Consider the following 12124-nt stretch of genomic DNA (forward strand, 5'->3'; position numbering starts at 1 on the left):
ACACCTCTTTTTCAACTCCCTTCTGGCCTCGATGAACTGAAGCAACCTACTGCCGAAACCTGCATAACTCATTGAATCTCAAGGAGTTTTCCGTTTCGACTGCGCCGGAAGTGGGGCGAATTATAGAGATCTCAAATCTGCCGTCAACCTTTAATTTCGCTTTTCTATCGATTCCGTAAAAACCGTGCCTATATATAGACGCGTGATGAGCGAATGCGCAGTATATTGCCCAACACCTAAAACAATGATCATGTTCCTACCTTGGACGACGCCACGTAATGACTGCCCAACCCCGCTCTCTTGCCTCAATGCTGTTTCCGGTTGGCCTGCTATTAATAGCCATGGCATCAATCCAGTCCGGCGCCTCTCTGGCCAAAAGCATGTTTCCAATAGTGGGCGCTCAAGGGACAACCACCCTGCGTCTGATCTTCGCCAGCGTGATCATGTTGTTACTGTTGCGCCCTTGGCGAGCCAAGCTGACCGCCAAATCGCTGCGTACGGTGATCATTTACGGGATGGCGCTGGGAGGGATGAATTTCCTCTTCTATATGTCATTACGCACAGTTCCCTTGGGAATCGCCGTCGCCCTGGAGTTTACCGGGCCACTCGCCGTGGCTATTTACTCGTCCCGTCGCGCCATCGATTTTCTCTGGATCGCTCTGGCCGCCGCAGGTTTGTGGCTATTGATTCCGACCGGAGCAACCACTGCGGGGATCGATCTGCTGGGCGCCGGATATGCTTTGGGCGCTGGTGTCTGCTGGGCGCTGTATATTCTGTTCGGCCAGAAAGCCGGCGCAGACAATGGAGTGACCACTGCAGCCTTGGGCGTGATGATCGCAGCACTGTTTGTTGCCCCGATCGGCATCGTGCATGCCGGCGCTGCTCTCTTGACACCTTCACTGATCCCGGTTGCCATTGGCGTCGCCATCCTGTCCACCGCCCTGCCCTATACCCTGGAAATGGTCGCCCTCACGCGCCTGCCTGCAAGAACCTTCGGAACCTTGATGAGCATCGAACCCGCATTCGGTGCGCTATCGGGACTGCTTTTCCTGCAGGAATACCTCACGTTGTCACAATGGATGGCGATCATGTGCATTATTCTGGCCTCTGTTGGCGCAACCCTGACCATGGGCAGTGCCGCCAAGCCTGCCATTGCGGCAGATTGAAACAGGATTTGACGAAGGTCTGGCAATTGGCGCTTATTTAGGCCATGTTTAGTCGTCTAACTCAGTGCCAGACATGGATTTTTTCGCATACGGATATCAGAACGCTTCACGCGCGATCGAACACTTGCAGACCCGAGCGACAGACTCGCGCTGCTATAAGGACGGTAATGAAACGATTTTTGATACTGATCGCCATATTGGCAATTGCGGGTTGTGCGGCGACCTCGGAAACTCAGGTAAAACGCGGGAAGAAAGGGTTGCACATCAACTGCTCGGGGCTTTCGTCCTCTTGGGACAAGTGTTACGCCAGCGCAGCCAACTCTTGCGCTCCGAAGGGCTACAAGGTTATCGCCAAGTCCGGTGACGCCGTGGAAGAGCCCGGTGATTATCCGTTCGGCCTCAACCCGGCCGGCTACACGAGCCGCAGCATGATCGTCATCTGTAAATAAGTCAGCGCGGCTCGGCCATCTGGCGACCGATCTCTTCATGACTGGACTTCAGCACGGTGCGCTGAATGTCCGGCGTGGACAGCATGCGCGCTACCACCAATGCGCCGACGCACTGCGAAAGAATTGACCACGCCAGGCTGTCGCTCCCCAATATCCGCGCCCAACTCTCCTGAAGCCGACAAATCCATAGCTGTGCCTGCTCACGCACTTCATCGCCAGATCGAGCGATTTCTGCGCCCAAGGCAGGCAACGCACAGCCGGCCTCCGGTTGCTCGACGTGGGCCATGCTCAAATAGTGTTTGAGACAGCGCTCCAGCCGCTCACGGTCTTGTGTGCCCTCCCCGCCCAATCGCTCAAGGCTTTGGCACAACTCGCGCTCGACGATGGCCGTGAACAATTCATCCTTCGACGAAAAATGGCTGTAGAACGCCGCACCGCTTAGGCCGATGGCCTTCATCAAACCGTCCACACCCACCGTCGAAAACCCGGCTTTCTTGGCGGACAAAGCGCTGCTCTGCAACAATTTTTCGCGTGTTTCAAGCTTGTGACTGGCGGAGTAACGCATGGAATTGACCTTGATCTGAGCGCCTTGACGTTGTTCTGATCCTAGCATAACGTTCGTTCACTTAACGATCGTTTACCAAAGGGATCTACCATGAATAACAAGAAGGTCGTATTGGTTGTCGGCGCGGGAGATGCCACAGGCGGAGCGATTGCCAAACGCTTTGCCAAGGAAGGATTTGTCGCCTGCGTCACCCGGCGCACTGCCGAGAAACTGCAACCGTTAGTCGAGTCGATTCAAGCCGAAGGTGGCGAAGCCCATGGATTCGCCTGCGATGCGCGTAAAGAAGAAGACGTCATTGCACTGATCGAAGACATCGAAACTCGTCTCGGTCCGATCGAAGCATTTGTTTTCAACATCGGCGCCAACGTGCCTTGCAGCATTCTCGAAGAAACCGCTCGCAAGTATTTCAAGATCTGGGAAATGGCCTGTTTCTCGGGTTTCCTCAATGCCCGTGAAGTGGCCAAACGCATGGTCACGCGCCAACGCGGGACCATTCTGTTCACCGGCGCTACCGCCGGGCTACGCGGGGCCTCAGGTTTTGCTGCATTCGCCGGCGCCAAGCACGGCATCCGTGCACTGGCGCAAAGCATGGCGCGTGAGCTCGGGCCGTTGAATATCCACGTCGCCCATGTGGTCGTCGACGGCGCTATCGATACCGACTTCATCCGCAACAGCTTCCCCGAGAAATACGCCACCAAAGATCAGGACGGTATTCTCAACCCCGAGCACATCGCCGAAAACTACTGGTATCTGCACAGCCAGCCACGAGATGCCTGGACGTTCGAGCTGGATCTGCGCCCATGGAACGAACGCTGGTAAACCTTTCCCCCCGAGAAAAACAATAACGAGAGTACGGCATGATGAAAAAAAGCGTGGAGTTCTATTTCGATCTGGGGAGCCCTGCCACTTACCTGGCCTACACCCAACTGGCAAAGATCTGCGCCGAAACCGGCAGTGATCTGATCTACATCCCGATGCTACTCGGCGGCGTGTTCAAGGCCACCGGCAACGCATCCCCGGCGATGATTCCGGCTAAAGGTCGCTACATGTTTCAGGATCTGGATCGCTATGCCAAACGCTATGGCGTGCCACTCACATTCAATCCGCACTTTCCGATCAATACACTGATGTTGATGCGGGCCGTCACCGGCATCCAACTTCAGCAACCGGAACGTTTTCAGGCGTTTATCGATTGTCTGTTCACCGCACTTTGGGTTGAAGGCAGGGCGCTGGACGAGCCAGAGACCGTCGCGTTGGTGTTGAGTGAGCATGGATTCGATCCACACGAAGTTCTAGCGCTGACTCACGATGAGTCAGTCAAGGCTGCGCTCAAGGACAATACCGAGACGGCGGTTAAACGCGGCGTGTTTGGTGCCCCGAGTATGTTCGTCGGCAGCCAATTGTTCTTCGGTCAGGATCGACTGGACTTCGTCGAAGAGGCGTTGCGCCAGATCTAGTTCGAAGCCGCAACTCGGGCGCTGGCAACAGCGCCCGAGCGCAATCAATTAAATAGCGGCTGTGCGCGCGTTCAACCACTCCAGCGCAGCGCCCTCAAGCAGTGGACTTAAACGCTCGCGCACTTCGGCGTGATAAGCGTTGAACCACTGTTTCTCTTCCTCAGTCAGCAACGAAGGCACCAGGCAACGGGTGTCGATCGGGCACAGGGTCAAGGTTTCAAACTTGAGAAACTCGCCAAACTCGCTGCTGCCAGCCTCGCGGTTCATCGCAAGGTTCTCGATGCGCACGCCCCAGCGGCCCGGACGATAAGTACCCGGTTCAATCGACGTGATCATCCCCGGCAACATGGCGGTCTGCGGCGCCGCGGCTGCCTGATAGGCGATCACCTGCGGCCCCTCGTGAACGTTGAGGAAATAGCCGACGCCATGACCGGTGCCGTGACCGTAATCCACGCTTTCCGCCCAGATCGGTGCGCGGGCAATGGCGTCGAGCAGCGGCGAAAGAATGCCTTTCGGGAATTGCGCTCGCGACAGCGCGATCACGCCTTTGAGCACACGCGTGCAATCGCGTTTCTGCTCTTCAGTCGGCGTGCCGACCGGCACCATTCGCGTGATGTCAGTCGTGCCGCCCAGATATTGACCACCCGAGTCGATCAGCAACAAACCATCGCCCTCGATCACCGCGTGCTCTTCTTCGGTGGCGTGATAGTGCGGCATCGCGCCATTGGCGTTGAACGCGGCAATCGTGTTGAAACTGAGCGAGACATAATCCGGACGACGTTCACGGGCAGCGGTGAGTTTCTCGTCAATGGTCAGTTCGGTAATGCGCTCACGACCCCAGGCCGATTCCAGCCAGGCGAAAAACTCGCACAACGCCGCGCCGTCCTGCTCCATCGCTTTACGGATGTGCTGAGCGTCGGCTTCACTTTTTTGCGACTTGGCCAAGGTCGTCGGATTCAGGCCTTCGACCAGCTTCACGCCGCTGCCGAGGTTATCCAGCAAACCACTGGTGACCCGCGCCGGATCCACCAGCAAACTCGAGCCATTTGGCACTGCACGCAAGGCTTCAGCGACTTCGCTGTAGTCGCGCAGGGTAACGCCTTCGGCTTCCAGCACCGCACGCAAATCCGCGTCAACCTTGCTCAGCGCCACAAACAGCGTGGCTTGCTGTTGATTGATCAAGGCAAACGAAACAAACACCGGGTTGAACGAGACGTCGCCGCCGCGCAGGTTAAACAGCCAGGCAATGTCGTCGAGGGTGGCGATGAAGTGCCAGTCAGCGCCACGTTCCTGCATGGTTTCGCGCAGTTTGGCGAGTTTCTCGCCTCGGCTGACGGTCGCCTGTGGCGGCAAATGTTGATAGATCGCTGCATTCGGCAGCGTCGGGCGATCGCTCCAGACTTCCTGCAACAAATCGATATCCGTACGCAGACGAGCGCCACGGGCTTCAAGTTTGCTGCTTAAAGTACGCGCCGAGGCCACGGCCATCACCGCACCATCGACAGCAACCACACCACCTTCTGGCGTCTGCTCGGCGAGCCAGTCCAACGGGTTCGGTTGACCCGGTTGTAACTTGACCAGCTCGATACCGCTGCCGTTGAGTTCCTTGGTCGCCTGTTCCCAGTAACGACTGTCAGCCCAGACACCGGCGAAATCGTTAGTGACAATCAAAGTGCCGACCGAACCGTGGAACCCCGACAACCACTGCCGGCCCTGCCAGTACCCCGGCAGATACTCGGACAAATGCGGGTCGGCAGACGGCACCAACAGTGCGTGAATGCCTTCGCGGCGCATCAGTTCGCGGGTGTGCGCCAGGCGCCGGGGCACCGATCCTTCGGTCAAGGTCTGGGTACTCATCATGTCTCCTGCTAATCACTTATTCGTTATTGTTCGTAGCCGTTGATCCGGCTCATTTAAAGCCCTGTCGCCCAGAATGCCGGAGCACTGGCGCAGGCGGTTTTGATCAGATCACAAGCCTTGTCGATGTCCTCGGCGGTGGTGAACCGACCGAGGCTCAGGCGAATGGTTCGCCCCGCCAAACGAGCGTCGTGGCCCAGGGCCAGGAGCACGTGAGACGGTGCGTTACTCGCGGAATTACAAGCTGAGGTCGCGGAAAACGCGATCGAATGGCTTAACGCTGCGCTGTTGAATTCGCCTTCGCTGAACGTCAGGCTCAAGGTGTGCGGAATGCGCTGACTGGCGCTGCCATTCAGGCGCACACCCGGCAGACTCAGCAATTGTTCGAGCAGACGCTCGCGCAACGCGACAATCGATCCCTTTTCCTCATCAAATGCGCCAGCAGCCAAGGCGAATGCTGCGCCCATCCCGGCAATCTGGTGCGTCGCCAACGTCCCGGAGCGCAAGCCACCTTCGTGACCGCCGCCGTGAATCTGTGCCTGCAACTTTTGCTGTGCCCGTGGGCCGACATATAACGCGCCGATGCCTTTGGGGCCGTAGAGTTTGTGTGCCGAGAATGACATCAGATCGACGGGCAACTGCGCCAGATCAATTGCCACTTTGCCGGCACCCTGCGCCGCATCGACGTGAAACAGCGCCTCGCGATTGCGCACGACGTCGCCAATCGCCTGAATATCGTTGACCGTGCCCAACTCATTGTTGACCAGCATCAACGACACCAGAAACGTGTCCTCGCGCATGGCTTCACTGACCGCTTGCGGCGTGATCAGGCCATCGGCGTCCGGCACCAGATAGGTCACGGCGATGCCGGCATCCTGCAACTGGCGGGCGGTATCAAGAATGGCTTTGTGTTCGATCTGACTGGTGATGATGTGGCCGCCGGGGACGCCACGCGCCTGGGCGACACCCTTCAGAGCGAGGTTGTTGGACTCGGTGGCACCGGAGGTCCAGACAATTTGTTCGGCCTGGGCACCCACCAGTTCAGCGACTTGTTTGCGGGCCTGCTCAACCGTGTGCCGGGCCTGCTGGCCAAAGGCATGGGAGCTGGACGCCGGATTGCCAAAATTACCGTGGAAACCCAGACACTCGATCATCACCTGGATGACCCGCTCATCCACCGGGGTGGTGGCGGCGTAATCGAAATACAGCGGACGTGTGTTCATAAAAGACTCGCAGAGCGTGTTCCGGGATCAGGAGGCTCGTGTCTGCAAACGGCACAGCGCAGCCTTGTGAGCTGCGCGTCGGTTCGAGAGCGTCATCAATACCTGATCGGAGGCCGTTAAAGAAGAACAACTTCATTTAAAAGTGCGTAGGAACGCTCCTGAAGTCGAGCTTAACAGGCATCAGGCCGGTGGTTGAAGCAATGCGTCAGCTAAAGCTTTCGAGAAGTAACGGGTACAGCGAAATCACCAGCAGCACCGCCATGCCCCAGTTGAATACGCGCAACCAGCGCGGCTCCTTCAACACATTGCGCAACAACGTACCGCAAGCGGCCCAGACGCCAACGCTCGGCAAGTTGATGATGGCGAACACGGCAGCGATGATCACCACATTGGTGAAATAGCCCTGCATCGGCGTGTAGGTGCTGATGGCACCGATGGCCATGATCCACGCTTTGGGATTGACCCACTGAAACGCCGCCGCGCCGAGGTAACTGATCGGTTTGGCCTCGCCATCGACACTGTCACCCACAGGCCCCGAGTGAGCGATTTTCCACGCCAGATACAAGAGATAGGCCGCGCCAACGTAACGCAGAACGGTATAGAGAAGCGGATAAGTCTGGAACACCGCCCCCAGCCCGAAGCCCACCGCCACCACCAGTACAGAGAAACCGCAAGTGATGCCCAGCATGTGCGGAATGGTGCGGTTGAAGCCGAAATTCACCCCCGATGCCAGCAACATGGTGTTGTTCGGCCCCGGCGTAATCGAGGTGACAAGGGCAAACAGGGCAAAGCCCAGCAGCAGATCGAGCGAGAGGGTCATGGTGCGGCAATCCGTCAGGGTCATTCAGGTATTGACCCTATCCCACGCCGCCCGGCAAACCCACGGACAGTTGGGGAAAACTTCAAGCAGTACAGTTGTAATCAGCTTGGGCGACCGTGCAGCTGTACGGCACGTTCGGCGCTCATTTCGCCTTGCCTGTCGAAGCCGAACGTCTTCTGCGGCTGACCGAGCAATTGGGCTTTTTTCGCGTGGTATTCATCGAAGGACAAACCACTGCGGTTCAGGGATTCCATCGCCAGTTCGCGAGACTCCTCAGCCGTGTAAGGGCGCAGTTCCGGCGAAACATGGCTGGCGCATCCGGCCAGTACAGAAACAGCAAGCATCAGCGAAACAGTCAGCAAACGATTCATGGGAGCGTCCTGGCGAGCAGTGGTAGTCGATGAACAAAGGCTACGCCCGCGTTCGCTCGCGCAGAAATCAACGCTCTCAATAGTGGCTATCAGGAAATCGGCCGCAAATGCTTATATCTCCGAACGATCTATAAATATCGATTAACGTTCTTTTACGGAATAACAATCAGCCTTTATACATTGATTCAAGTGCTTGGCACTGTTGCTCGGATTGCAAACTCCGTAATTCAGCCGATTGGGGGGCCGAATCAGACGCTGCCGGTGCCGACGTTTTGTTCCAGATCCCTCCTTATAAGGACGAGCCCATGCAACTGCTGACCCTGCCGCCCTCACCCGCGTTGGCGACGTCGATCCGCGCCACCGCGCAAGTGTTCGAAGACCCGAAATCCCAGGCGCTGCTCGCGCACTTGCAGCAGGTCGCGCCGAGCGAAGCCAGTGTGCTGATCATCGGTGAAACCGGCACCGGCAAAGAACTGGTAGCGCGGCATATTCACAACCTGAGCCATCGTCGGCATCGGCCGTTTATCGCGGTCAACTGCGGCGCCTTCTCCGAGTCGCTGGTGGAGGCGGAATTATTCGGTCATGAAAAAGGCGCGTTCACCGGCGCCCTGAGTGCCAAGGCCGGATGGTTCGAGGAAGCGGATGGCGGCACGCTGTTTCTCGATGAGATCGGCGATCTGCCGATCGCGATTCAGGTGAAGCTGTTGCGGGTTTTGCAGGAACGCGAAGTGGTGCGCCTTGGTTCGCGCAAAAGCATCCCTATCGATGTGCGCGTGCTAGCGGCGACCAACGTGCAACTGGAGAAGGCGATCAATGCCGGCAACTTCCGCGAAGATCTGTACTACCGCCTCAATGTGGTCAATCTGGAACTGAGCCCACTGCGTGATCGCCCCGGCGATATCCTGCCGCTGACCCGGCACTTCATTGAGGTTTACAGCCAGCGCCTGGGTCATGGCCGCGTCAGCATCAGCCCCGGTGCCGAACACAAACTGCGCGGCTACAGCTGGCCTGGCAATATTCGTGAACTGGAAAACGTTATCCATCACACCCTGTTGATTTGCCGCAATGGCGTGATCGAGCGCGATGATCTGCGCCTATCGAACTTGCGCATCGAGCGTGCCGACGATCATCAAGCCAGCACTGACGACTCACCGGAAGCGCTGCTGGAGAAAGCCTTCCAGAAACTCTTCGCGCAACAGGCCGGCGCTCTGCATGAAAAAGTCGAGGACGCCTTGCTGCGCGCCGCTTACCGCTTCTGTCATTACAACCAGGTGCACACCGCTGCGCTGCTCGGACTGAGCCGCAATGTCACCCGCACGCGGCTGATCAAGATCGGCGAACTGGCGGTGAACAAACGGCGACTGAACGAGAACCTGCACGGTGAGCGGCTTATCCACCTCTCGATCTAACCGGATTACAGTGCGAGGCATCGTCGTAATGGCGTAGCGCCCCTTAACCGCTGACCCGAGTGACTGCTCGTCGGCTGAAGATCCTGCCTGCGTGGACAGTTCTATAGTGATGCTTCCGGTCTTCCGGAGAAGCCCTATCTCGTAGAACAAAAAATCAGGGAGAACGTCATGAGCGTCAAACCCATTCCCGAGGGGTATCACAGCATTACCCCGTATCTCGGCATTCACAAAGCCGCCGAGGCCATCGACTTCTATAAGAAAGCCTTCGGCGCGACCGAAGTCATGCGCTTGGCCATGCCCGACGGCGGTATCGGCCATGCCGAACTACGCATCGGCGACAGCGCGATCATGCTCGGCTCGCCGTGCGATCAAGGACCGTTGAGCAACCCCGATCAAGCGGTATCGGTCGGTTTGCATCTGTACGTGACCGATGTCGACAAATCTTTTCAACGGGCGCTGGATGCCGGGGCGACCACCGTGTCCGAGGTCAAGGATCAGTTTTACGGGGATCGCAGCGGGACGTTGAAGGATCCCTATGGGCATCTGTGGTTTCTGGCTTCGCGCAAGGAGGATCTGACTGAAGAACAGATCAGGCAGCGGGCGATGGAGATGTTCCAGCAGGGTTGAGAATTGCGCTGTCTGGACTGGCCTCTTCGCGAGCAAGCTCGCTCCCACAGGGATCTTGGTGTGGTTACGATTTATGTCACACCACAAAACCCTGTGGGAGCGGGCTTGCCCGCGAAGAGGCCCTGACTGACAAGGCAAATCACACTTCATGAACCTGCCCATCACGCTTTGCGCCTTGCCCCGAACGCCAGACAATTTCAGGATGCATCCAACAAGAACCCTGAAAAAGGATCAGTCTGATGTTTGCCGGATTCCTCAAAGACCAGCGTCACGTCAACGGCGTCGACATCGCCTACCGCCTCGGCGGCAGCGGCCCGGGCCTGCTGTTGCTGCATGGCCACCCGCAAACCCACGTGATCTGGCACAAGATTGCCGAACAACTGGCCGAGCACTTCACGGTGGTCGCCGCCGATTTGCGCGGCTACGGTGACAGCAGTCGCCCGGACGCCGATGAGCAACACATTAATTATTCCAAACGCGAAATGGCCCGCGATGGCGTCGAACTGATGCAGTCGCTGGGCTTCGCGCAGTTCTCGATCCTCGCCCACGACCGTGGCGCGCGGGTGGCGCATCGTCTTGCACTCGATCACCCCGCCGCCGTGCAGCGCATGATGTTGCTCGACATTGCCCCGACCCTGTCGATGTACACGCAAACCAACGAAGCGTTCGCCCGCGCCTACTGGCATTGGTTCTTCCTGATCCGCCCGGCGCCGTTGCCGGAAACCCTGATCGAGGCGGATCCCGAGTCCTACCTGCGCAGCGTGATGGGCAGTCGCAGTGCCGGACTCAAGCCGTTCACCGATGCAGCCTTCTCTGAATACCTGCGCTGCCTGCAACAACCGGGCAGCGCCCGCGGCATCTGCGAAGACTACCGCGCCAGCGCCGGCATCGATCTGGAACACGACCGCGCCGACATCACCGCGAACCGCCATCTGAATCTGCCGCTGCGGGTGTTGTGGGGCGCGGAAGGCACAGTCGGGCGCTGTTTCGATCCACTCAAGGAATGGCAGCAAGTGGCGACGGACGTCACTGGTCAGGCCCTGCCCGCCGGCCATTACCTCGCCGAAGAAGTCCCCGAATTGTTGCTTGCCGAAGCACTGGCCTTTCTGCGCTGAACTGAGACGGCAGATCCCGATGCTATGCTGGCGGCTTCTGCCGCCAGTGTTCGTTTTGACATGTCCCAAAAGAAAGACACCGTGCCTCTGCCCGAAGACCTGCGTGTGCTGCTCACCGTGATCCGCAAGAATGGCTTTGCTGCTGCGGCGGATGAATTGGGCCTGTCCCCGGCCTACGTCAGCAAACGCATCCAGATTCTCGAAACCACCCTCGGCACTCGCCTGCTGCACCGCACCAGTCGCCGGGTCTCGCTGACCGAGGACGGTGAACGCGTGCAGCGCTGGGCGTTGCGCATTCTCGATGATTTCCAGCAACTGCACGACGAACTCTCCGACGCCCACGACAGCCCGCGTGGGCGTTTGCACATCTGCAGCAGTTTCGGCTTCGGGCGCAATCACGTGGCGCCGGCGGTGTCGTGGCTGGCCGAGCGTTATCCCGAGCTGGAGATTCGCCTGGACCTGTTTGACCGGGTGGTGGACATCATCAACGAAGGCTTCGATCTCGAGATCCGCGTCGGCGATGACATTCCCGGTCAGCATATCGGCCGGCGTTTGGTCAGTAACCGCCGCGTACTGTGTGCCGCCCCCGGGTATCTGCAACGGCGAGGTACGCCGCTGACTCTGGATGAACTGCAACAACACGACTGCCTGGTGATCAAGGAGCGCGACAACGCTTTCGGCATCTGGAACCTGGATCGCGATGGCGCTCAGGAAAGCGTGCGGGTCAGCGGGCCGTTGTCCTCGAACAACGGCGAGATCGTTCTGCAATGGGCGCTGGATGGGCGCGGAGTGTTGCTGCGCTCATTGTGGGATGTGAAGCCGTTGCTGGAGCAAGGACGGCTGGTGCAGGTGCTGGAAGATTACAGCCAAAGCGCGAATGTCTGGGCGGTGTACCCGACACGGCTGGCGCATTCGGGGAAGTTGCGCGCGTGTGTGGAATTTTTGCAGGAGCATTTCAAAAGCTTGTCCCTGTAATCCAAACACCACAACCCCCCTGTAGGAGTGAGCCTGCTCGCGATCGCGGTGGGTCAGTCAGCATTGTTTTGTCTGACACACCGCCATCGC

At 58.3% G+C, this 12124-nt stretch carries 13 protein-coding genes; 8 read left to right on the forward strand and 5 right to left on the reverse strand.

The annotated features are described in order from the left end of the window. Window positions 1-278: 278 nt before the first annotated feature. Together rhtA and EJA71_RS21585 are read left to right on the forward strand one after the other, a co-directional pair. Window positions 279-1166, forward strand: a complete 888-nt coding sequence (gene rhtA / locus EJA71_RS21580) for a threonine/homoserine exporter RhtA (RefSeq protein WP_158959569.1) — start codon at window positions 279-281, stop codon at window positions 1164-1166. 167 nt (window positions 1167-1333) lie between these two features. Next, window positions 1334-1615, forward strand: coding sequence for a hypothetical protein (locus EJA71_RS21585; RefSeq protein WP_158959570.1), 282 nt, complete (start codon window positions 1334-1336; stop codon window positions 1613-1615). A gap of 1 nt (window position 1616) precedes the next feature. On the opposite strand, the gene EJA71_RS21590 is transcribed toward EJA71_RS21585, so the two are convergent. Next, complete coding sequence (locus EJA71_RS21590; RefSeq protein ID WP_158959571.1) at window positions 1617-2180, reverse strand: TetR/AcrR family transcriptional regulator; 564 nt, start codon at window positions 2178-2180, stop codon at window positions 1617-1619. A gap of 90 nt (window positions 2181-2270) precedes the next feature. Here EJA71_RS21590 and EJA71_RS21595 point away from each other — a divergent pair, with 90 nt between their 5' ends. Together EJA71_RS21595 and EJA71_RS21600 are read left to right on the forward strand one after the other, a co-directional pair. After that, window positions 2271-2999 (forward strand): SDR family oxidoreductase, encoded by a 729-nt coding sequence (locus EJA71_RS21595; RefSeq protein ID WP_158959572.1) that lies wholly within the window; start codon window positions 2271-2273, stop codon window positions 2997-2999. A 41-nt stretch (window positions 3000-3040) separates the two neighbouring features. Continuing rightward, a complete protein-coding gene (locus tag EJA71_RS21600; RefSeq protein WP_158959581.1) occupies window positions 3041-3637 on the forward strand; it encodes a 2-hydroxychromene-2-carboxylate isomerase in 597 nt (198 codons plus the stop codon). A gap of 48 nt (window positions 3638-3685) precedes the next feature. Here the strand turns inward: EJA71_RS21600 and EJA71_RS21605 are convergent, their stop codons facing one another. The 4 genes from EJA71_RS21605 to EJA71_RS21620 all read right to left on the reverse strand — a co-directional run bounded on the left by EJA71_RS21605 (window position 3686) and on the right by EJA71_RS21620 (window position 7908). After that, on the reverse strand, window positions 3686-5494 hold the full coding sequence (locus EJA71_RS21605) for an aminopeptidase P family protein (protein ID WP_158959573.1): 1809 nt from the start codon (window positions 5492-5494) through the stop codon (window positions 3686-3688). A gap of 56 nt (window positions 5495-5550) precedes the next feature. Then, the gene (locus EJA71_RS21610; RefSeq protein ID WP_158959574.1) at window positions 5551-6717 is read right to left on the reverse strand and encodes an aminotransferase class V-fold PLP-dependent enzyme; all 1167 of its coding nucleotides are present in this window, start codon (window positions 6715-6717) and stop codon (window positions 5551-5553) included. A gap of 205 nt (window positions 6718-6922) precedes the next feature. After that, the gene (locus EJA71_RS21615; protein WP_158959575.1) at window positions 6923-7537 is read right to left on the reverse strand and encodes a LysE family translocator; all 615 of its coding nucleotides are present in this window, start codon (window positions 7535-7537) and stop codon (window positions 6923-6925) included. Window positions 7538-7638: 101 nt separating this feature from the next. Beyond that, complete coding sequence (locus tag EJA71_RS21620; protein ID WP_158959576.1) at window positions 7639-7908, reverse strand: hypothetical protein; 270 nt, start codon at window positions 7906-7908, stop codon at window positions 7639-7641. A 305-nt stretch (window positions 7909-8213) separates the two neighbouring features. On the opposite strand from EJA71_RS21620, the gene EJA71_RS21625 reads away from it, so the two are divergent. The 4 genes from EJA71_RS21625 to EJA71_RS21640 all read left to right on the forward strand — a co-directional run bounded on the left by EJA71_RS21625 (window position 8214) and on the right by EJA71_RS21640 (window position 12034). Beyond that, window positions 8214-9317 carry a sigma-54-dependent Fis family transcriptional regulator gene (locus tag EJA71_RS21625; protein ID WP_158959577.1) on the forward strand — a complete coding sequence of 368 codons (1104 nt, stop codon included), beginning with the start codon at window positions 8214-8216 and terminating at the stop codon, window positions 9315-9317. 168 nt (window positions 9318-9485) lie between these two features. Next, the gene (locus EJA71_RS21630) at window positions 9486-9944 is read left to right on the forward strand and encodes a VOC family protein (RefSeq protein ID WP_158959578.1); all 459 of its coding nucleotides are present in this window, start codon (window positions 9486-9488) and stop codon (window positions 9942-9944) included. Between the two features lie 239 nt (window positions 9945-10183). Next, complete coding sequence (locus EJA71_RS21635) at window positions 10184-11059, forward strand: alpha/beta fold hydrolase (protein ID WP_158959579.1); 876 nt, start codon at window positions 10184-10186, stop codon at window positions 11057-11059. 24 nt (window positions 11060-11083) lie between these two features. Then, on the forward strand, window positions 11084-12034 hold the full coding sequence (locus EJA71_RS21640; protein WP_158959580.1) for a LysR substrate-binding domain-containing protein: 951 nt from the start codon (window positions 11084-11086) through the stop codon (window positions 12032-12034). The last annotated feature ends 90 nt before the right edge of the window (window positions 12035-12124 follow it).

It is taken from the genome of Pseudomonas sp. PB106 (genome assembly GCF_009764645.1).
Taxonomy (GTDB): Bacteria; Pseudomonadota; Gammaproteobacteria; order Pseudomonadales; family Pseudomonadaceae; genus Aquipseudomonas.